Consider the following 21,541-nt stretch of genomic DNA (forward strand, 5'->3'; position numbering starts at 1 on the left):
CAAAACCTTTATTTATCCGGTATCTAAAATCTTCTAGAGAGATCCCGGAGAATTTTATTCCTTACGGAAAAGGAATGAATAAAATTTTCAGGATGACGTTACGGGTGTTTGCTTAATCAATATCAAATCTCACACTCCTGCTCTGGCAGTGGAGCGCCTAATTCTTCGGCCTTCTTCCAGTCTTTCATGGCACCTTCCTTATCGCCTTTAATACATTTAACACTGCCCCTATTCACATAAGCCACTGCATTATTGGGTTTTAGCTTTATCGATTTATCAAAAGCCTCAATGGCCTCATCAAGCATATTCAATGCAAATAAAGAATAGCCCTTTTCAAAATACACTTCGGCATAAGTTGGGTCGAGGGCCAGTGCCAGGTCATAATCTTTGATGGCTTCGGCATTCTTTTGCAACTGCGATTTACAAACCCCAAGCAAATAAAAAATTTCAGGATTCTTCTGATCTTTATCAGCGGCCTTATTTAAATAATCAATGGCCTCCTGATATTCACCGAGCTCATAATTTCTATGGCCGATGTCTATCAGCTCCTGAGTGGTTTGACCATAGCAGAATGTTGAAATACTAATAAGTAGCAGAGAGTAAATTGTACGCATGGCTCAAAACTAGCTTAAATATTCAAAACTCTAAATCCACTCTTGATTTTCAACAGCTCGTTCAAATGCTACTTCACCTGTATGCTTGGTGGCTGCAGGTTCGAAAAGCATTACCCAAACCTCTTCCCCATTCAGCGTATGCGGATTATGCTCAACTCCTTTGGGTACAATGATAATTTCTCCTTCATTAACAATTTCTTTCCTGTCCCTGAATTCCATAACCAATGACCCTTTCATTACCATGAAAAATTCATCCTCGTTTTCATGACTATGCCACACAAAGTCATCTTTCAACTTTGCCAGCTTTACCAATTGACCGTTAAGTTCTCCCAAAATTCTGGGTGACCAGTGATCATTAAACAACCCGAATTTCTCTTTTATATTAATCACATTCATGATTTCATCATTTTATATTGTCTCCTTACTTTAAACTGTGACAAGCGATTGGAGATTTCTCTAAAGTTAAATCTGATATTCAATCGCTTGTTGACGAAAAATTTTGTAAACAGAAATTTTTGTCAAGTTTAATCCAGACATCCGCCTTTTAGCGGATCGTCTGCCCAAAGGGCAAATTATTAATAATTTGGATTAAAATAACATCAATTCAGTCAGATACAGTAGCCCAGTGCCGATTAAATAATTTAATTGGAAACTTATCAATATTTGATCGTCCGGCTGTTAATTTTTTCACAAATTGAATGCTACAAACCTAAATTACTTGAATATGTCCTTTAACCGAGTTTTCAGAATAGTTGTTGCACTTTTAGTGCTATTAGTAGGTGTTAATATTACCAATGCACAAAAGCTGACAGAAGAAAAACTGGATGCAATGGCTGCCAAATATGCACTGCAGTCCTTCCCCATGCTTAAAGACCTATTGAGTATCCCCAACGATGCCATATACCCTGAGGATATAGAAAAGAACATAAAGTGGTGTGAAAAAGCATTTGGCGACAGGGATTTCACTACTACCCGAATAGAGACTTCTACCGTACCCTTGCTACTTGCAGAACGCAAAGTAAAGAAGCCTAAAAAGACCGTGCTTATCTATTTGCAGATTGACGGGCAGCCTGTTGATACCTCAAGATGGTTTCAGAAAGACCCTTACATTCCAGCTTTAAAAATGAAAAATGCTGAAGGTGAGTGGGAAGAAATGGATTGGAGCAAAATCGGGAATTATGATGATGACTGGCGTGTATTTGCCAGATCAACTTCTGATGCTAAAGGACCAGCGGCAATGTTTTTAGCGGCTATCGATGCCATTGATGACAATAAGATCAGTACGAATTTTGATATGAAAGTGATCATGGATTTTGAAGAAGAGCTGGGATCTCCAAGGTTGCCTCAAGCAGTAATTGATAACAAGGAACTCTTGAAATCAGACATGCTAGTGATATTTGACGGGCCAATGCACATCACCAACAAACCAACATTAGTGTTTGGTGCCAGAGGCATAGCTACTATTCAGCTGACCACCTACGGACCAATAGCGCCACAGCACAGCGGGCATTATGGTAACTATGCACCAAACCCCGCTTTCAGACTGTCACAGATTTTGGCTTCTATGAAAGATGATGATGGCAGAGTAACGATACCCGGCTATTATGACGGCATCACTATAGATGCTGAGACCGAGAAAATATTAAGAGCAGTGCCTGATAATGAAAAGGAGATTCAGGACAGGCTGCAAATAGGGAGTACTGATAAAGTTGGCAGGTATTATCAGGAGTCTATTCAGTATCCTTCATTAAACATCAGAGGGATGCAGTCGGGCTGGATTAATGAAAAAGCCAGGACTATAGTTCCTGACTGGGCACGTGCTGAGCTTGACTTACGACTGGTGTTGGAGTCAGACCCTGAAAGACTGATCAGTCTGGTGAAAAAGCACATTGAAGGCCTTGGATATTACGTTACAGAGGATACCCCAACCAAAGAAGAGCGCATGAGCCATGAAAAAGTGGCCTCGTTTACTTATGAAATCTCCTACCAGTCTTTCAGAACGGATTACAATACAGAGATTGGTATCTGGTTGAAAGAAGCACTTAAAAATGCCTATGGTGCAGACCCGATTATGGAAAGAATGGCTGGTGGCTCCATCCCTATCTCTCCGTTTGTGACCACTTTGGACATCCCTGCGGTATCAGTACCAACAGTAAACCGAGACAACAACCAGCACAGCCCGAATGAGAACATCAGGCTGGGAAATTACAGGGATGGTATTAAAACAATGATTGCTATATTGGGGCAGAAGCTTTGATTTATTATTTAAAGAAATCTATTTTCATTCTTCAAAAGAATTATTTTCAACTTATTAATAAACAACGAACTCGGTTGATATTAGTCGGGTGCTTACTTTTTTATTAACATTTCAAATGACGAATAACCCTTATGTAAACATCTGGTTCAATACAAATGAGACAATTGAAAAAATTCTAAAGAATGAAATTAGATTTAATTATCACATTCCTGTTTTATTAACAGTTATAGGAGGCTCAGTAGCTAGCGCCAAGGATATCTACTTCGTGGTTGAAGATATGTTCTTGACAGTAATTGTATCTATAATATTTATTTTTTTAGCTTATTTAGCTCTTCTTAGACTTTTCCCTTGGCTAATAAAGAAAACAGGTGGAATATGGAATGGTAAGAGCGACATTAATGAATTAAGAATAGTAATAGGACTAGCTCAAATTCCGGCACTAATTCTTTTGGCTGAACAAATAATATTTTTAGGATTCGGCCAGCTCGTTCCCGAAATGGAAACAAATATAATTCTACAATGGCTGGTCTGGATTTTCTATATGCGAATTTTAATTCTTGGAACAGCAAAAGTTCAAGGATTTAGTATCATGGTAACATTTTTGAATTTGGTTATTTCTGTGCTACCATTATTTTTATTACGAATGATTTTTATATAACTATAGCATTCTAGTCATTCCAGATTTACAATCTACCCCCAGCTAGCGCTCGTTTCAAAAACGAGTGCATTCACTATAATCAATCATTAGACAATTCCAGATTCACAACCTGATATCATTATAATATGATCTGTGATCCTGGCTTATAAATGAATTAAAAATATTTCATATTTTTTTCAACATTGAAAAACCTACTGACATAGGGTTGTCACTATGCCCATCTAGATTTATAAAAAAACCATAATTCAAAAGAATCGAAAATGAGCAAGATTAATTTAAGAGGTGTGGCAACCATTAGTTTTTATGCCGATAATCATGAAGCAGCAAAAAAGTGGTATAGTGAGGTTTTAGGCACTGATCCATATTTCAATGCTCCGGGTTATGCGGAGTTTCGTCTTGGGGACTACCAACACGAACTGGGCATTATTGATAGCAAGTACGCTCCTGAAGGTGCTTCCGGGCAAGTTGGCGGAGCTATAATCTACTGGCATGTTGATGATCTGGAGGCCACATTTGAACTATTCACTTCCAAAGGCGCCAGGTTATATGAACCTATCACGGACAGAAGTGGTGGCAAAATGGCCTTTGTCACAGCATCCCTGGTTGATCCCTTTGGCAATATTCTAGGCATCATGACTAATTCACATTATATGGAAACCCTTAACCGCAAAACCTCTTCATAATGGAAATGAAAGATGGAAAACCAGCAATCTATTGCAAAACAAGGCATGAATGGCGCAACTGGCTAAGTGCAAACTGCGAAGCAGAAAAGTCTGTTTGGCTCATTCTTCATAAGAAAAACAGCAAAGCAAAATGTGTAAGTCTTATTGAAGCCACAGAAGAAGCATTATGTTTTGGCTGGATTGATAGCTTGTGCAAAAAGCGGGATGTGGAAAGTTTTTACCTAACCTTCTCACAGCGCAACATAAAAAAGAGCAACTGGAGCGCCAGAAACATAGAGCGTGCAGAACGGATGATTCAAGAGGGACTGATGACCCAGTTTGGGCAAAAACATATTGACATGGCCAAGGCAAAAGGTAAATGGAATGAGGCCATTCTGGAATATATTTAAAGAAGTAGTGAGTGAAATTTTGCTCTCCAAAATTCGCAAGCTGTAAGTACTATAATTACTTCAAATCACGATTTATCAGAAATCCCCTTATTACGAGTGGGAGACTTCTCATCCGATAGCTATCGGATCGTGCCTCCCTAGAAGTGACGATGCTTTTTAGTTTTTAGTCGCCTCGAATCCCTTTTGGGTGAGAGGTCTCATAATTGGTAACAACCAAGCATTAGGTCTCCTTTATCGATGAGGAGACTTCTCATTCCGCTGCGCTTCATATCGAAGTGACGTTAGATTTGTCCGCTACCGACATATAGACCGAAAAGCGCTGCAAGCCAGCACCTTGCTTCGAATATTATTGTAATTTTTGCCCATTAACAGAAATCACAACACTCATTCTCCATGACGAGCAAAGACCAGCTAATCGCCTATGTACAAAACTTTGTGACCCTAACTCCCGAAGAGGCTGAGCAGTTTGCATCTTACTTCGAAGAGGTCAGAGTGCGAAAGCGCCAGTTTATCGTGCAGCCTAACTTCACCAACAAGCATCGTTCATTTGTTATAAAAGGTGCTTTCAGGTCTTATGCCGTGACTGATGATGGCCAGGACCATACCGTGCAGTTCGCAATAGAAAACTGGTGGGTGTCTGACTTTAACAGCTACATCTATCAGCACCCGGCTACACTTTTTATTGTGGCCATTGAAGACAGCATTTTACTGCAGATCGAGTACAACAAAGAGCAAGAGCTCAAGCAGGCGAACCATAAGTTCGAGACCTTTTTCAGGATCATAGCCGAGAAGGGGCTGGCCTTTGAGCACCGCAGAATCCTCTTTAACCTCACCCACTCTGCCGAGGCGCGTTATGAAAATTTCCTCCTCAACTTCCCCAACTTCGTGCAGCGCGTACCGCAATACGCCCTGGCCTCCTATCTGGGCATGACCACAGAATTCCTTTCCAGAATAAGAAACCGCAAGGCCCGAAAAAGTTGATCTAGTTCAACCTCCTTTCTTAAACTACATCATATTTATCGGCTGCCGATTGCTGGACTTTTGCATTGTTAATTTTTTAAAAACAAGTAAAAATGGAACAATCATTAAATGAGATCTTTTCCGCCAAAAACGAGATGGTGAAGAAAGGACAAATTGTGGAAGCCACTGAAAAGTACTTCGCACCCAATGTCAGGACCATAGATTTTGATGGTACTGTAGCTAACGGCAAAGCAGCAATGCTTGCCAAGATGGAGGGCTTTGCCGGAGCCATTGCCAAGGTCAATAACATAGAGCTGCACAACACTGCCCTTAGTGGCGATGTGTCTTTTGCCGAGTTCACCTTTGACTTTGACATGAAAGATGGCAGTAAAATCTTATGGCACGAGACCCTCAGAACCGTTTGGGAAAAAGGCCTGATAGTAGAAGAACAATACTTCAAAGCTTAAAAAAACAATCATGAAATTCGTAACTAAAACAATACACGCTTATCTGGACTACCCCGTGGCCGTGGCGCTAATGGCCATGCCTTTTATCCTCGGGCTGGGCACCAGCAACATTATGGCGCTAAGGCTATCTGTATTCACCGGAGTGGCTGCATTTATCCTCACCATTTTGACTGACCACCACCTAGGGATTTTTAAAATCATACCCTATGCGGGGCACCTTATTGTAGATGCCATGGTGGGTTTTGTATTCGTACTTGCACCGTTTGTACTCGGGTTTGAAGGCATAGACGCCTACTACTACTGGGTAAACGGGGCCGCAGTGCTTACCGTGGTGAGCCTGCACAAACCAGAAGAAAGTAATATTAAAGTAAACGCTAATTAAAAATTTAAAACAATGAACAAGTTAATTCAACTAACCGTAATACTATTCGCATTTTTGGGCACTAACGCAATGGCTCAAAACAAAGCAGCCAACAACATTGATGACAGCAAAATAGCCCTGCAGGGTTACAGCCCCGTATCGTACCTCGATTTGGGCCTTGCCCAAAAAGGAGTGAAAGAATACAAAGCCACCTATGATGGCATTGCGTACTACTTCACTAGTGCTGATCAGAAAAAGACCTTTGAAGCCAACCCTAAAAAGTACTTGCCGCAGTATGGTGGCTACTGTGCCTTTGGTGTTTATGTTGGTGCCAAGTTTAGGGTTGACCCTAACAAGTTTGTGGTGAAAGATGGTAAATACTTCCTGTACCTGTACGACTTGGAAGTGGACGCGCAGCAGCTATGGCTGGATGGCAACCACAAAGAGCTGGTAAAAAAGGCCGATGACAACTGGACCTCGCTAAGCAAAAAGTAAAGGTTGGTTTTCCTGTAAATCAAAAGCACCTGGAGCATCGCTTCAGGTGCTTTTTTATGTATTCAAAATAATCTTGTATTTATTATATAAAATGAGGTATATTCATGGCGCTTTGTAAAATATTAATTGTGTTACTGTTAATTCACATTTCACAACACTCAAAATAGCCCAGTTAATCCCTAAAATCACTTTAAATGAGGAAATCAATACCAGTACTATTATTCAGTTCCATCTTCTTAACTGCTTTCTTACAAACAAAGGAAGTTATTTTCAAGTCGGTATTTCAACCAAATAAAGTTTATGTAACCAAGATGGAATCCATCTCAAAATCCGAGATTGATTTTACAGGACCAGAAGATAAAATTCAACAACTCAAGTCAAGTGGTTTGGAGCTTCCTATGATAATTGAAGGTTCAAACGCAGTAACTACTGTCACTCAAACTTTTGATTTAAATCCTGATGGTACCTTCCAAGCAAAGATTGCGTATGGCAATGTTCAAGCTTATCAAGTTCAAAATGGGAAAAAAACGAAAAGTGAAAGCCCAATTTCGGGAATGCTAATTGAAGGTATATATGACTCCGAAAATAAGTTTAAAGTTAATAACCTAGTTAGTAATAAAGTTGATGAAACCGTTAAAAAGACATTAAGGTACACTCTTGAAAATGCTCAAGAAAACATAAATTTTCCTGATCGCCCTTTAAAAATTGGAGACTCTTTCGAGCAAGAGATTCCAATGACAATTCCAGTTGCAGGCATTAGCAATGTGGAGATCATCATCAACACAACCTACAAACTAAAAGACATTAATGGTGATATGGCTAAATTTGACATGAACCAATCCATAAAACTTAATATGAATGTGAAGGAGGTTAAGATGTCTGCAACTGGTGGAGGTAAAGGAGAATCTATATTTGATATTTCAGAAAAGTTATTAACGAAATATGAATCTGATCTAACAATTAAGCTAAATATGAAAGTTGAGGATATGGTGATTGATGCTAAAATAAATGCGAAATCGTCTCAAAACATAACAGTAAAATAAAACCTGCTATTCCAGATTTATAATCTGGAATTACTATCGTAGGATCTGTGATCCGCAAACAAAAAACGGATTGAAAATCCTACGATCATCCCTTTGTAATTACAAATTCCGAAGAGCATTGGTATTAACAGCAATTAGTTGATATGAGAATAATTATTATACTATTACTACTTATTGGCCTTCAATCAATAAGTTCTGCTCAATCAGAATTTCTTGAGAAGCTCAAGTCAATTGGCCCGGGTAGTAAAATACCGCAAGAATTTGCAGAGGAATTCTTAGGAGCATCCAAGAACTCCTATAGAGATTATGACACCTATAGACTACAATATATTGGAACTAAATGCGGTGATTCGATTCTATTTATTTACACACATGGACATCCCGTTGGATCACTTAGTTATCTTACCGTAATGAAAATTGATGGTAGTAAAGAATATAATTCATATGTTATTGATGAACAATCAGACCATGATGGAGCAATTGCGGTTTATAAATCCACGTCATACGAACGTATTGGTAAACAAATTATTGAACTAAGTCATTTGACGGAATCTGTAATAGACAAATCAAAATTTGAACCCGATACCTATTGGTTATTTGATGGTGAATCATTTTGGGATTTAGAGACAGAAACAACCTTTAAATATGAATACTTAAAAATTGATGGTTGTTCAATTAAAAGGCTATCCACAAAAGAAAATATCGATTCAAACAGAGAATTTCCAATTGCCTCAGAAAGGCTATTAACTAATCTAGATTTAAAAAAATTCTCCAGTGAACAACTAAGGCTAATGCGAAATGAAATTTTTGCTGCCTATGGATATAGATTCAAATCGCCTGACTTATCGAATCATTTTAAAGATAAGGAATGGTATAGCCCTGAATATGATGATGTAACTGACCAACTTACAGACATTGAAAAGTTGAATGTGCAACTAATACTCAAGAACGAAAAAAGTAATTAAGAACCCACTATCCCGCTTTTCCAGATTTGTAATCTGGCATTACTATCGTAGGATCTGTGATCCGTAAACAAATAAACGGATTAAAAATCCTATGATAAGTGCTTCGGAATTACAAATTCCGAAGAGCATTAGGTTGGTGGACTTCCGTTAACCAATAGACAAAACGAAACTGCGTCTATTTAAAATCCTGCAATCAAAACAGTCTTGTATTTATTATATAAAATGAGGTATTTTAATCGGGCTTTGCAGAAGCAGTATTTGATAGTAAGACACAATGAGAAAAATAATTGCAGCATTAAATATGACACTTGATGGGGTTTGCGACCATAATGCTGGCCTACCCGATGAAGAAATACATCAACATTATACAGAATTATTAGGGCAAGGTGACGCCATTCTTTATGGCAGAACTACCTATCAACTCATGGAGTTTTGGCGAACGATTTTAGAAAATCCTTCCGAACAAAAAACAATGAACGACTTTGCTGTGGCCATAGACAAAATCCAAAAAATCGTTTTCTCCCATACACTTGATGCTACAGACTGGGGTAGTGCAACCATTGCAAAACATGACTTAAAAAGTGAAGTTCTTGCGCTTAAGCAGCAAACAGGTAAAGACATTTTTGTTGGCAGCCGCAGTTTGATCATACAACTTCTGAAGCTTAACTTAATTGATGAATTTCAACTTTGCATCTATCCAATGGTGGAAGGCAAGGGTTTGGCGTTCTTTGAAGGTATAAGCGATAGGATTATATTCAACCTGGTTAAAACTAAAATTTTTAAAAACGGTTCTTTACTGCTTTATTATCAATTGAAAAATGATCACCCCCCAACTTAATTCCTACTGGCACAGATTTTTCAAATTTGACTGGAAGTTTGGATTATTTCTTATTCTGCTGGTCTGCATTCCTCGCTTTGTTTTAGTGCTGCTGGCCAACCAAACCGGCAACTATGCCTCTATTGGCACCATCATGTTTATCTCAGCGGCCATTCCGTTTATCTTTTTAAGCAGAATAAGTTTAAGCAGCATCGGCATTTGCGGTACCCGGAAATTTAAAGCACTGTTTATCGCATTTGTTTCAGGCATAATATTAAGCCTCCTCCTATATTTCATCGGCACAGTGTTGTTCGGCAATACCTATCAAAACTGGTATGTGTATATAGGTAAGTCTTACAACATTCCTGAAGTGATTTCACCAGAAGCCAAAATGACCATGTTCATTATCATGGCCACTGTGGGAATGATCTTTAGTCCTATTGGAGAAGAGCTGTACTTCCGCGGTATTGTGCATGGCAGCTTTGCCCAATCATTGGGAGATAAAAAGGCTTCTTATGTAGATAGCGCTGCTTTTGCCATCACTCATATCGCACACTTTGGTTTGGTATTCGTTAACGGCACGTGGGATTTTTACTTCCTCCCCACCCTGCTCTGGGTAGCAGGTATGTTTTTTACCAGCGTGGTCTTTTTCAAAATGAAGCAACTCAGTGGCTCCTTGTTGGGCGCAATATTATGTCACGCAGGCTTTAATTTGGGCATGATTTATAGTATCTTTTACTTGTTGTAAAGCAATAAAATCGCTCATTTTACTTTTCAAAACAAGAGTTATGAATCAAAGAATCTCCTATATCGCCCTGGTAGTAAAAGACTATGATGAGGCCATTGAGTTTTACACCAGAAAGCTTGATTTCATCCTTCTGGAAGACACCAAACTAGACGAAAAGAAAAGGTGGGTGATGGTAGCTCCGCCCGGAGCTAAGGAATGTTGCCTGTTGCTCGCCAAAGCGGCCAATGAGAAGCAGCTGGCCAGCGTGGGCAACCAGACAGGCGGCAGAGTAGGTTTCTTTCTGTTTACCGATGATGTGTGGCGAGATTATAATAAAATGGTTGAGCGCAAGATCAATTTTGTGAGAATACCTACTGAATTTGACTATGGCACCGTGGCTGTTTTTGAAGACTTGTATGGCAACCTGTGGGATTTGATACAGCCCAGTGAAAACAATAAAGGGTTGAAAGGGTGACATGAGAATAACATTAACCATATTGATAGCACTCCATGGCGCTATTCACCTGCTGGGTTTTGTAAAGGCGTTTGGTTTAGCTGAAGTTGAGAACCTTAAGCTGCCAATCTCCAAGCCCTTGGGTATGATGTGGCTGGCTGTTTTTGTGCTGTTTTCTATTGCCATTGTTCAGCGTATCATCCACTCCGATTACTGGTGGCTGGCCGCTGGTGTTGCTGTAGTTTTATCGCAGGTATTGATTGTTATCAGTTGGCAGGATGCTAAATATGGCACCCTGTTAAATGTGGTCATACTCATTGCTGTAGTTATAGCATATTCTGCATACAGCTTCAACAAAACAGTAAATACCGAAATTGATGGTTTATTTGCCAAAACAAAAACTCCTGATAAAACTATCTTAACCAATGGTATGATTTCAGACCTGCCTCCTGCCGTGCAAAAGTGGCTAAATAAAAGCGGAGCCATTGGTAAGGAAGTGGTTTATAACGTCCACCTCACACAGGAGCTGCAAATGCTGATGAAGCTTGAGCAAACAGACTGGACCAGCGCCACTGCAAAACAGTATTTCTCCATAGACCCTCCTGCCTTTAACTGGTCAGTAGATTTACAAATGAATCCGCTAATGCCTGTGGCAGGACGTGATAAATTTGAAGACGGCAAGGGTGCCATGACCATAAAGCTGTTCTCCATGCTCCCGATGGTTGATGTGAGTGACAATGCAAAAGTGGACCAGGCGGCATTGCAACGCTACCTGTCTGAAATTGTGTGGTTTCCCTCAGCGGCTATAAGTCCTTATATCAGCTGGAAGGGGATTGATGAACATTCGGTAGAAGCCACATTAGCCTATGGTGGCACTACGGGATCAGCCACTTTTCATTTTGATGATGCAGGCAATTTTAACAAGGTGGTAGCTATGCGCTATAAAGGCGCTGATGATGCTGAACCATCTGAATGGACAGTACGCGCTCTAAAAACCGAAGCATTGAACGGCATTAAAGTGCCTGTAGCGTGCGAGGTAGACTGGGCAATGGAAAACGGCACCTGGACCTGGTTAAAGCTGAGGGTGACTGGGGTTGAGTATAATCTCAAAGAATGGTAATTCTATTAACTTGGTTATAAGTTTAAGTAAACTCTCATGATCACATTAAGACCTGCTACGATCAACGACCTGGAATTGGTAAAGTATTGGGACACCCAGCAGCATGTTATCGACTGCGATCCGGATGATGACTGGAACTGGGAAGAAGAGCTGACCCAAGACCCCGAGTGGCGGGAGCAGTTGATTGCTGAACTCAATGGCGAGCCACTTGGTTTTATCCAGATCATTGACCCTTACCTGGAAGAAAGTCATTACTGGGGAGATGTTGCTAAAAGTAAAAGAGCCATTGATATATGGATAGGTGAAGCAAAAAACCTGAACAAGGGCTATGGCACTACCATGATGAAAATGGCCATTGAAAGATGTTTTGAAAACCCAGCAGTTGATGCTATTCTGATTGACCCGCTAAAATCTAACATTCAGGCACACCGATTTTATGAAAGGCTTGGTTTCACGTTCATTGAAGAAAGACAATTTGATGAGTCGCTTTGCTATGTGTATGAGCAGAGAAGGAACATTTAAGCAATGCCATTTCGATCCCCCAGTTGGCGGAGAGGAATCTCCTTAGCCGATAAGGAGACTCCTCAGTCGTACCTCCTTCGGAGTGACGATACTAATTATTGCTTTTTAAACCTCTCCAAAAAGTCAAGCACTTGCTTATAGGCTATAGGTGAAGTGTGAAATGCAAACACCGTTTCCACATCCAGTTTATATTTATCAACTGCTGATTTTACTTCAGTCAAATATTGTGGTGAAAAGAATTCCTTATTCCTTCCTGAATACTGCACCAAATCACTGGCATAAAGCACCCTGGTTTTAGGGAAATATAACATAATCATTCGCTCCCCACCCTCGCCATTCACGGGTATTATCCTTACCGGATTGGTCTTATCTGTTATTTCCATAGGCTCATTGATCAGATTAAACTTTGGATTTGGTCTAGACTTCTCATAAGCATCTGGCATCATGGAGTAGTCTGCTGCCAATAGCTTTTTTAATAATGGTTCATTCAGTTGGTGTGTGTAAATGGGGATGTTACGTGCAGCATAGGCCCTTGCTCCACCTATATGCGGCCATGCGTCTGAGGTGACAAAAACTCCCTTGATCGGTTTGCTTGGGTATTTCTTTTCCAAGAAGGCAATGTGCTGCTCGCTATAATCAGAAGATATTGGACTTTCAATTATTAAAATACCATCATCCTGCACCACATGGGCCGTGTACCACGAGCCAGGAATGGTAAAGATATTATCAGCTATAGTCTCAATCTTGTCAACAGCCAATGGCATGTCCTTCACCAGAGTAGCCTTTGGTGGTGAAGTCATTGACTCTGGTATAGCAAACAGCGCCCGATCAACTTCAGGCTTAAAGTCTATATCAAAAATAGTTACCGACCTGAACGGCTTGCCCAGTTTGTAAACATCCCATTGAGCAGGATAACGCACCTTGGCAGGATATAACCACTGCAAAGAGTATTTTATGGTAGTGGTGAATTTTCCCCACGGATAATTGAAGATATCATAAGGAGAAAATGTCTCAATATCTGCCTGATAGAGCAAATGGGTATTGGTATTAATATAAAGCGTGTGTTTTAACTCATTTTTTACATAACTCACGACCCAGTGGTTCGTGCCTTCCAAAACCTGATCCGTTTCCTTTCTGATTGGAAACTTCAGTGCATCCAAAACCAATTTCTCCGGAGCATAACGCATCCATTCATCATGTACCTGTCTGTATCCTGAAGGCAAGGGCATGACCCTGTCGCCAAATTTCATAGTGCCAAATTCTCCATTGATCATCATCTCCATCTTCATTTCATTGGCAGACTGAAACATCCTGGAGGCTTCCTTTCTACTCATCTGATCTCGCCATACCCCATGAACTTCATCTACCACTTCATAGGACGTGATATAAGGTCCGTTCGGGTTTTCTGACTGCTCCAGCCAGTACTTATGTCCAGCCATTTTCAGATTGATATAGTCAATGGATTTCCATTTTTCGAGGCCACCCATAGCCTCAATGGTATGGTTAATAATCTCCTTTGGCTGCTGAGCAATGGATTTGGCAAAAACCATTGTCATGATAAAAATAGCTGCATATCTGGTAGTTCTCATACCGCAAATAAAACGCTCCGATCTTTTTTTAGCTGAAATTTTAGACAAGCCGTTGCCTATAATCTGCCTATCATACCATCTGAACTACATCCTCAGGTTGTCGATCAAAAAGGTTATTATGTCGATTATTCAGTGAAAGCGGATCAATAAGCAGGTTTAATCTATGAGACTCCTTATTTTTAGCGTGTGAAATTTTCCTTCTTACGTAACAGGATCTTCTGGCTGAATTTCAGCTTTTGGGCGCTCTTTTTCAGCTACAAAATCTATGATTTCACGGCTTTTATGGATTTTAAGGTGGCCTTTCTTAGGATCACCGTCCCCATGTTCTTCCATATTATACTGAGCTACACTCACTATTTTTTCATCTTACCAGATCTGCTCAGAACGAAAAGATTAAAAAGGTACTTTCTCAGATTAGTACCGGCCATTGCCATAGTCATGTTCTTTCAGGTGATTACAGAAAATGCCACGCTAACCAGCCTTGGTAACTCAAATTACTTCGAATCTTTTGGTTGGATCAGGTTTGTTAGCACATTGTGGGATGAGATGAGCTTCATGATTTTTACCGGTATGATAAAATTTGCCGTAGACTGGTTTGAGATGGAGAATAAAAAGAAAACGCTGGAAAATGAAAAACTGGCAGTAGAGCTCAAATACTTGAAATCGCAAATCAATCCACATTTTCTATTCAACACTTTGCACAACCTCAACTATCTCACACAGATAAAGAGCGATCAGGCTTCCGAAGTTATTGTGATGCTTTCTAACATCATGCGTTATATGATTTATGATTCCAATAAATCCAGCGTAACCCTGCGTAAGGAGATAGATTACATTCAGGATTATCTTGCCCTTGAAGCCATTAGGCTCAATAACAAGTTTGACCTTAAATTTGATGTAACAGAGGCGAATGACCAATTGGAAATTGCCCCACTAATATTTATCCCTTTTGTTGAAAATGCTTTTAAACATGGCATTACTGATAAGGATGAAAAAAGCTGGATTGATATCAGACTTTCTACCAAAGAAAATATCATGTATTTAGTTGTTGAAAATAGTATTGGAGAAAAAGGTGATCATGAGTCATCAGGTGTTGGGTTGGACAATGTTAAGAAGCGACTGGCACTTGGATATCCTGGCAAATACACCTTGAATATTGATGAAAGTGAGAAAAAATTTCATGTATCACTAACCCTCGACTTAACATGAAATTAAGGTGTATCATCATAGAAGATGAGCCGATGGCCAGAAAGCTCTTGCTGGATTACTGCAGCCGGGTTTCAGAAATTGAAGTGCTTAAGGAATTTACCAATGGGCTCGATGCCCTTCCCTACCTCAACAGTCACCCGATAGATTTGCTTTTTATTGACATCAAGATGCCGGGGATTACAGGAATTGACCTGGTAAAAACCTTGCAGCATAAGCCTAAAATAATTTTCACCACGGCCTTTGCCGAATATGCGGTTGATGGTTTCGAGCTTGATGCTACTGACTATTTGTTAAAGCCATTTAACTTTCCCAGATTCATAAAAGCAGTTAATAAAGTGTTATCTCACGTTCAAGGCATTCAACCAGAGGCTGGCCATATTAAAAATGCTGGTGAGGATTATATTTTTATTAAGGATGGTAGAGACATGGTCAAAGTACCTCTGGCGGACATCTTTTATATCAAAGGGCAAAAGGATTATGTAAAATTCAACCTGAGAAGCAGAAAAATCATGAGCCTAATGAACATGAAGGACCTGGAGAATAACCTTGCTGAAAAAGGCTTTTTGCGCATCCATCAATCCTACATTGTCAATACGGCACAAATTGATGTAGTCTCCAGCAATTCAATAAAGATCAACGGAGAGTTTTTACCTATTAGCCAGACTTACAAACAAGGATTTAAAAAGTATATTGACAAACACCAGCATTAGGTAGCAGCTCAACGAGCCACCACCTGATCTTCTGCTATTTTCGGTTTTAAAAACTTCAATCTTATATTAACTATTAATATACCGGACAGGATCAACAGCATTCCAAATACCATGGTGCTGGTAATCACCTCATCTAAAAATATGGTGCCAAGGGCAATTCCAAAAATAGGCATGATATAAGTGACCAGCGAAACAAATGATGCCGGAGCTCTTTCTATCAGGTTGAAATAAACTACAAATGCCACTGCAGTACCAAAAAAGCTAAGCACAAATATTGATACCCATGCGGGAGTGCCAATTTGTGAAAACACGGTTTGTGAATCAAAAATAAACGCCAATGGCACCATGTAAATTGAACAAGCCAACAACTGCCCTGCCGGTGCGTGCATAGGTTTTGCTTTGCTCAAATACTTACGAGAATAAACCAACCCAATGGCATAGCTGACAGCACCGAGTGTCACTGCTACTATTCCTAAGAAAGCTGCATCAAAGCCGTTGGTGAGCTTTGGCAAGCTTAATACTACCAAACCCGTAAAGCCGAGTGCTACACCTACCAGCTTTTTAGCTGATAGTCGCTCTGCAGATATAGTAAAATGAGCTAAAACCACCGTGCTCAATGGAGTGAGGCCATTAATTATTGATGCCAGTCCACTATCAATATATTGCTCTCCCCAATTGATAAGAATAAACGGCAAAGCCTGTGCAAAGAACCCAGCCAGTGCCACATGCTTCCAGAAGGTTTTGTCTTTTGGAAGTTTTATCCGTCTCATCAGTAAAAATACATTCAGAAATATTGCCGCAAAGCCAATGCGCATGGCGGCCATCATAATGGGTGAAATATCCACCACTGCAATTTTTATAAACAGAAATGATGGTCCCCAAAGTGCGGCCAGTAGTATCAATAAAAAGTAGTTCTTTAATTTCATAGGCGTTATTTGGTAAAAGCTGCTAATCCTATTGGGTGGCCATTGACCCTGCGCAGGTACTGAATCATCTCAGTTTTAGTTGGTCCGGCAGAGGTTCTGGTGGTTTTTTCTTTTTTTGAAAAAGAAGTTACAAGGTCGAAAGGGTGTAGTGTTTGGGATTTCATAACATGTGTTGATTTGGTTATGCCGAATGTAACGGTTCGAAAAATTTGCCGTTCTATTAATTGGATGAATTTATTTTGTTAAATTCATGAATAAAACTAATACTACATGGAGATTCGTCACCTCAGACTTGTAAAAGAAGTAGCTTCAAAAGGCAGCCTTACCAAAGCCATGGACGCACTTTTTCTATCTCAATCCGCTTTAAGCCATCAATTGAAGGAAATTGAAACCCAACTTGGTGCGCCATTATTTCACAGAATCAATAAAAGGTTGGTGCTCACAGGAGCGGGTAAAATTGTGCTTGATTCTGCTGAAAAAATTTTATGCGAGCTGGAGCAAACCGAGCTATCGGTAAAAAAATATGTGGGTGGAGACACTGGAACCATTAGGTTGACCACCCAATGCTACACTACTTATCATTGGCTGCCATCGCTCATGATAGACTTCAACAAGGAGTTTCCTAAAATCGAAATCGAGATTTATCCTGACGATACTGACCATACAGAAAAACTGCTGCTTAACGGCAAAATTGACATCGCCATAGTGAGTGAAAAACGCAACTATCCCAACCTGCACTATCATGATCTTTTTGAAGATGAAATGGTAGCCATTGTACCTTCCTCTCATAAACTCGCCAAAAAGAAATATCTAAATGCCAAAGACTTTGCTGATGAAACGCTCATCATTCACTCCTACCCCCTGCATTCAGTAGAGGTGATCAGAAGTGTGTTGATGCCCGCTGGTGTGCAGCCTAAGAAAGTGATGTCAATACAGGTGACAGAGGCCGTAATAGAAATGGTAAAGGCCGGACTGGGTGTAAAAGTAATGGCGCAATGGATGGCCACTCCCTATCTCAAAGACAGATCGCTTACTGCTATCCCTATCACAAAAAAAGGCCTTTTTAGAAACTGGTATGCAGTTATGTTCGATAAGCAAGAATCACAACAGTACCTGTTGAATTTCATTGATCACCTCAAATGCAACATTGCGGGTATCTGCGAAGTAAAATAGTTTACTCCTTGTCTTTTCCTGTCAACTTATTTTTGATGTATATCAAACCAGTTATCACAAAGACCAGCACTGCAGCATAAATGATCATATCAGTCATTGCATTTGATAGATGTTGTTCAACTAAAGTTAATTATTAAAAATTTAAAATTGCACGGGGTTTAGAGCGGAAGATGGCAATAAACAATGGCTAAAAACCCCGATCACAACATCTGATTTGCAATTGTTGGTTTAAGTTAATTACTTACTTCCCGTAACGACTCACAACATGAAATCAATCCATTATTTACTCCTGGCCAGCGCAGCCATATTTTTCACTTGTAATTCGCCTGAAAAGACAAACGATACTGCCAAAGAAGAAAATACCGAACAAAAAGTTTATGACAACTCGGTAAGCTTTGTGAAAACCAAAGGCAAAGAATTGGTCAATGAGCAAGGTGAGGCCATCATTCTGAAAGGTACTAACCTTGGCAACTGGCTGGTGCCTGAAGGTTATATGTTCAAAATGGAGCAGGTGAATGCTCCAAGAAAAATTGACGAATTACTTTATGAGCTTATAGGGCCAGATAGTCTGGCAGCTTTTTGGGATGGTTTTCTTGACAATTATATAACGCAGGAAGACATCAAATACCTCAAACGTATTGGCTCCAACCATATCAGACTGCCCTTTCATTACAAACTGTTTACCGAAGACCTTTATATGGGCAAGCGCAATGCGGGCTTTACCTATTTCGACAGGGTGATAGAATGGTGCCGACAAGAGAAGTTGTATGTTTTGCTTGATATGCACTGCGCCCCGGGCGGACAAACAGGAGATAATATTGATGACAGCTACGGCTACCCTTACCTGCTCAAAAGCCAATCATCACAAGATCTGATGACCGACATCTGGGTGAAAATTGCCGAGCGTTATGTGGGTGACCCTATCATTATCGGGTATGATCTGGTCAATGAGCCAGTGGCACATTACTTTCAGGATGAGCTGCCGGAGCTAAATCCTGCACTTTTTAATCTCTACAAGCGGATCACAACTGAGATCAGGAAAGTAGATAAAGACCATACTATCTTTCTGAATGGCTCCATCTGGGCGGGAAATTTTGATATTTTTGAATCCATTTTCGATGACAATGTGGTTTATGAATTTCATAAATACTGGTTTGATGTCAATCAGGAGGCGGTGCAGACTTATGTGGATTTCAGCAATAAGCACAATGTGCCTATCTACATTGGCGAGACTGGTGAAAATTCTGATGAATGGGTCAATGATTTCAGAACGCTGCTGGATGAAAACAAGATCAGCTGGGCATTTTGGCCTTACAAGAAAATGAACAACACCGCTGGTATTATGAACTTCGAGCAGCCTGAAGATTATCACCTGATTACAGAATATGCCAAAAGCGACCGGTCTTCCTATGCCAAAATGCGCGAGAACCGACCTGACGTGGTAAAAGTACAAAAGGCATTGAATCAGTTTCTGGAGAACTCATTGTACAAAAACAACTTCCAGAACAAAGGGTATATTGAGGGATTGGGTTTTACGATAGATAAATAAGCTATGGCCTCTGACCAAAAATTTGTTGACTTTGTAGCCGACCAGGTTAAAAACGCTGGGGAAGTAACCACCCGTAAAATGTTTGGGGAGTATGCTATTTTTAGTGATAAGAAGATTTTCGGGCTCATCTGTGACAACAAGCTTTTTATTAAGCCAACGCAGGCGGGTCGTGCATTTATTAAAGATGTTGTGGAAGCTCCACCCTACCCAGGAGCCAAAAACAGTTTTTTGATAGAAGATAAGTTAGAAGACAGTGAATGGTTGAGTGAGTTGGTGCGTATTACGCTCAAAGAACTGCCAGAACCAAAACCAAAAAAGAAGAAGAAATGAACACCCAGATCGCACTTTTAAGAGGCATTAATGTTGGGGGCAAGCACATTGTTCCTATGAAAGAACTCACAAAACTCTTGGAAGATGCCGGCTACACCAATGTGAAAACCTATATCCAAAGTGGCAATGTGGTTTTTCAAAGCACCACTGAAAGCGGGAATGATATTGGGCAACTTATTGAAGGCAAATGGGGCTTCAAGCCCCATATTTTTATTTTGAGTAAAGAAGACCTTGAAAAAGCTGCGGCAGACAACCCTTACGAGACTGACGAGGGCAAGACCGTGCATTTCTTCTTTTTTGATATAGAGCCGCAGTCACCGGACTTTGAACTGCTCGACTCGCTTAAGGCAGACTCAGAGGAGTACAAGCTCATAGGCAAGGTATTTTACCTTTATGCACCTGATGGTATTGGTCGCTCGAAACTGGTGGAGAAAGTAGGCAAAGCTTTCAAGGGCGTAACCATGACCGCCAGAAACCTCAACACCATAAACAAACTGCTTGAAATGGTGTCATGATATTTTAAGACAACCGCTCTGACCTTTCCTTCATCCATCATCTGAAATTTGGCTCGCTTTTATAAAAATGCCAATATTAAATTTAATATATTAGTTGTTGTTATTAGTGTATAGTAGCAATTGTTAGTATGCGCTTGTTGTGCACAACCATAAAAGACAAGACGCTGAATGAAAGAAAGAATAGACGAATTGATATCTCAAGGTCAAACATACTCATTTGCTAACAATAGCTATAGAAGTCAGTATGGAGTTTATAGCAAACCATCTGATGAATTTTTAGCTTGGATAGCTACGGTTGAAGATTTTATTATTCAAAATTTTGGAGAAAACAGTTCTGTATTCAGACTTTACAAAAAATTTGATGACAGATTTATATCGGGATATAAACAAGACGATTTTGAAAGACATCATACAAAACTAATTGCAGCCCTTAAAGCTTGTTACACCGCAACACCTATCAAAACAAATAAGCCTTTAACTCAAGCTGATTTGCTTAAAGTGATTTTTGACAGGTTTCATTCCGTAGTTGTTCAGTTAAGGAAGAGATACAATTCAAAACCAACATTAGATGTTCAAGACGAATATGATGTTCAAGACCTTTTACATTGTTTGCTAAAACTTCACTTTGATGATATAAGAAAAGAAGAATGGACACCAAGTTATGCTGGTGGTTCTTCCAGAATGGACTTTTTATTGAAAAATGAACAACTTGTCATAGAAGTTAAAATGACAAGACAGGGATTAGCAGACAAGGATTTAGGAAAACAACTTATTGAAGACAAAGCTAAATACAAAGCCCATCCAGACTGTAAAAGACTTATATGTTTTACCTATGACCCGGAAGGACGAATTACAAACCCAAAAGGTATTCAGAACGACTTAAATCAAGAAGATGAAGACTTTATTGTTGAAATAATAATTAAACCCGACAACTAATGGCAGTGCATAACAGCACCTACCCAAAAGTGGCGGTTCATTGTTTAAATAAAGCTTTGTGCTTCTATCAAA

Annotated in this window: 27 protein-coding genes; 22 read left to right on the forward strand and 5 right to left on the reverse strand. The window is 39.9% G+C overall.

Features of this window, described 5'->3' with window-relative positions; all coding sequences use genetic code 11:
- Positions 1-122 precede the first annotated feature (122 nt).
- Both RIB54_RS16095 and RIB54_RS16100 read right to left on the reverse strand, forming a co-directional pair.
- Complete coding sequence (locus RIB54_RS16095; protein WP_350101833.1) at positions 123-614, reverse strand: tetratricopeptide repeat protein; 492 nt, start codon at positions 612-614, stop codon at positions 123-125.
- 30 nt (positions 615-644) lie between these two features.
- Positions 645-1,010: a cupin domain-containing protein gene (locus RIB54_RS16100; protein WP_350101834.1), complete on the reverse strand. Its 366-nt coding sequence runs from the start codon at positions 1,008-1,010 to the stop codon at positions 645-647.
- Positions 1,011-1,338: 328 nt separating this feature from the next.
- On the opposite strand from RIB54_RS16100, the gene RIB54_RS16105 reads away from it, so the two are divergent.
- From RIB54_RS16105 to RIB54_RS16175, 15 genes are all read left to right on the forward strand, one after another.
- Positions 1,339-2,871, forward strand: a complete 1,533-nt coding sequence (locus RIB54_RS16105; RefSeq protein WP_350101835.1) for a M20/M25/M40 family metallo-hydrolase — start codon at positions 1,339-1,341, stop codon at positions 2,869-2,871.
- 115 nt (positions 2,872-2,986) lie between these two features.
- Positions 2,987-3,529, forward strand: coding sequence for a hypothetical protein (locus RIB54_RS16110; protein WP_350101836.1), 543 nt, complete (start codon positions 2,987-2,989; stop codon positions 3,527-3,529).
- 260 nt (positions 3,530-3,789) lie between these two features.
- On the forward strand, positions 3,790-4,212 hold the full coding sequence (locus tag RIB54_RS16115; protein WP_350101837.1) for a VOC family protein: 423 nt from the start codon (positions 3,790-3,792) through the stop codon (positions 4,210-4,212).
- The gene (locus RIB54_RS16120; RefSeq protein WP_350101838.1) at positions 4,212-4,601 is read left to right on the forward strand and encodes a YdeI/OmpD-associated family protein; all 390 of its coding nucleotides are present in this window, start codon (positions 4,212-4,214) and stop codon (positions 4,599-4,601) included. The genes RIB54_RS16115 and RIB54_RS16120 overlap by 1 nt, the downstream gene beginning before the upstream one ends.
- 393 nt (positions 4,602-4,994) lie before the next feature.
- Positions 4,995-5,582, forward strand: coding sequence for a Crp/Fnr family transcriptional regulator (locus RIB54_RS16125; protein ID WP_350101839.1), 588 nt, complete (start codon positions 4,995-4,997; stop codon positions 5,580-5,582).
- Positions 5,583-5,674: 92 nt separating this feature from the next.
- The gene (locus RIB54_RS16130; protein WP_350101840.1) at positions 5,675-6,028 is read left to right on the forward strand and encodes a Cif family virulence factor; all 354 of its coding nucleotides are present in this window, start codon (positions 5,675-5,677) and stop codon (positions 6,026-6,028) included.
- A gap of 76 nt (positions 6,029-6,104) precedes the next feature.
- The gene (locus tag RIB54_RS16135; protein WP_350101841.1) at positions 6,105-6,410 is read left to right on the forward strand and encodes a hypothetical protein; all 306 of its coding nucleotides are present in this window, start codon (positions 6,105-6,107) and stop codon (positions 6,408-6,410) included.
- Between the two features lie 12 nt (positions 6,411-6,422).
- Positions 6,423-6,884: a YHS domain-containing (seleno)protein gene (locus RIB54_RS16140; protein WP_350101842.1), complete on the forward strand. Its 462-nt coding sequence runs from the start codon at positions 6,423-6,425 to the stop codon at positions 6,882-6,884.
- A gap of 194 nt (positions 6,885-7,078) precedes the next feature.
- Entirely contained in the window at positions 7,079-7,927 is an 849-nt protein-coding gene (locus RIB54_RS16145; RefSeq protein WP_350101843.1) for a hypothetical protein, read from the forward strand.
- A gap of 143 nt (positions 7,928-8,070) precedes the next feature.
- Positions 8,071-8,892, forward strand: a complete 822-nt coding sequence (locus RIB54_RS16150; protein WP_350101844.1) for a YARHG domain-containing protein — start codon at positions 8,071-8,073, stop codon at positions 8,890-8,892.
- A 274-nt stretch (positions 8,893-9,166) separates the two neighbouring features.
- A complete protein-coding gene (locus RIB54_RS16155; RefSeq protein WP_350101845.1) occupies positions 9,167-9,730 on the forward strand; it encodes a dihydrofolate reductase family protein in 564 nt (187 codons plus the stop codon).
- Positions 9,711-10,457 carry a CPBP family intramembrane glutamic endopeptidase gene (locus RIB54_RS16160; RefSeq protein WP_350101846.1) on the forward strand — a complete coding sequence of 249 codons (747 nt, stop codon included), beginning with the start codon at positions 9,711-9,713 and terminating at the stop codon, positions 10,455-10,457. The genes RIB54_RS16155 and RIB54_RS16160 overlap by 20 nt, the downstream gene beginning before the upstream one ends.
- Before the next feature lie 40 nt (positions 10,458-10,497).
- A complete protein-coding gene (locus RIB54_RS16165) occupies positions 10,498-10,911 on the forward strand; it encodes a VOC family protein (protein ID WP_350101848.1) in 414 nt (137 codons plus the stop codon).
- A 1-nt stretch (position 10,912) separates the two neighbouring features.
- Positions 10,913-12,010, forward strand: coding sequence for a DUF6920 family protein (locus RIB54_RS16170; RefSeq protein WP_350101849.1), 1,098 nt, complete (start codon positions 10,913-10,915; stop codon positions 12,008-12,010).
- Between the two features lie 36 nt (positions 12,011-12,046).
- The gene (locus tag RIB54_RS16175) at positions 12,047-12,532 is read left to right on the forward strand and encodes a GNAT family N-acetyltransferase (protein ID WP_350101850.1); all 486 of its coding nucleotides are present in this window, start codon (positions 12,047-12,049) and stop codon (positions 12,530-12,532) included.
- A 95-nt stretch (positions 12,533-12,627) separates the two neighbouring features.
- Here RIB54_RS16175 and RIB54_RS16180 read toward each other — a convergent pair whose 3' ends face one another.
- Complete coding sequence (locus RIB54_RS16180; protein WP_350101852.1) at positions 12,628-14,121, reverse strand: MBL fold metallo-hydrolase; 1,494 nt, start codon at positions 14,119-14,121, stop codon at positions 12,628-12,630.
- 186 nt (positions 14,122-14,307) lie between these two features.
- On the opposite strand from RIB54_RS16180, the gene RIB54_RS16185 reads away from it, so the two are divergent.
- Positions 14,308-15,330: a sensor histidine kinase gene (locus RIB54_RS16185; RefSeq protein WP_350101853.1), complete on the forward strand. Its 1,023-nt coding sequence runs from the start codon at positions 14,308-14,310 to the stop codon at positions 15,328-15,330.
- Complete coding sequence (locus tag RIB54_RS16190; protein WP_350101854.1) at positions 15,327-16,040, forward strand: LytR/AlgR family response regulator transcription factor; 714 nt, start codon at positions 15,327-15,329, stop codon at positions 16,038-16,040. Before RIB54_RS16185 ends, RIB54_RS16190 begins: the two co-directional genes overlap by 4 nt.
- 8 nt (positions 16,041-16,048) lie before the next feature.
- Here the strand turns inward: RIB54_RS16190 and RIB54_RS16195 are convergent, their stop codons facing one another.
- Positions 16,049-16,966, reverse strand: coding sequence for a DMT family transporter (locus RIB54_RS16195; RefSeq protein WP_350101855.1), 918 nt, complete (start codon positions 16,964-16,966; stop codon positions 16,049-16,051).
- Between the two features lie 5 nt (positions 16,967-16,971).
- Positions 16,972-17,130: a hypothetical protein gene (locus tag RIB54_RS16200; RefSeq protein WP_350101856.1), complete on the reverse strand. Its 159-nt coding sequence runs from the start codon at positions 17,128-17,130 to the stop codon at positions 16,972-16,974.
- Between the two features lie 106 nt (positions 17,131-17,236).
- Here RIB54_RS16200 and RIB54_RS16205 point away from each other — a divergent pair, with 106 nt between their 5' ends.
- The 5 genes from RIB54_RS16205 (at position 17,237) to RIB54_RS16225 (ending at position 21,469) form a co-directional block, all read left to right on the forward strand.
- Positions 17,237-18,139 carry a LysR family transcriptional regulator gene (locus tag RIB54_RS16205; protein ID WP_350101857.1) on the forward strand — a complete coding sequence of 301 codons (903 nt, stop codon included), beginning with the start codon at positions 17,237-17,239 and terminating at the stop codon, positions 18,137-18,139.
- A gap of 265 nt (positions 18,140-18,404) precedes the next feature.
- The gene (locus RIB54_RS16210) at positions 18,405-19,688 is read left to right on the forward strand and encodes a glycoside hydrolase family 5 protein (RefSeq protein WP_350101858.1); all 1,284 of its coding nucleotides are present in this window, start codon (positions 18,405-18,407) and stop codon (positions 19,686-19,688) included.
- A 3-nt stretch (positions 19,689-19,691) separates the two neighbouring features.
- A complete protein-coding gene (locus tag RIB54_RS16215; protein WP_350101859.1) occupies positions 19,692-20,018 on the forward strand; it encodes a TfoX/Sxy family protein in 327 nt (108 codons plus the stop codon).
- Positions 20,015-20,533 (forward strand): DUF1697 domain-containing protein, encoded by a 519-nt coding sequence (locus RIB54_RS16220; protein WP_350101860.1) that lies wholly within the window; start codon positions 20,015-20,017, stop codon positions 20,531-20,533. The genes RIB54_RS16215 and RIB54_RS16220 overlap by 4 nt, the downstream gene beginning before the upstream one ends.
- 168 nt (positions 20,534-20,701) lie before the next feature.
- Positions 20,702-21,469 (forward strand): PD-(D/E)XK nuclease domain-containing protein, encoded by a 768-nt coding sequence (locus RIB54_RS16225; protein ID WP_350101861.1) that lies wholly within the window; start codon positions 20,702-20,704, stop codon positions 21,467-21,469.
- Positions 21,470-21,541: the final 72 nt, after the last annotated feature.

Source organism: Fulvivirga sp. (genome assembly GCF_040218215.1).
In the GTDB taxonomy this organism is placed as follows: Bacteria; Bacteroidota; Bacteroidia; order Cytophagales; family Cyclobacteriaceae; genus Fulvivirga.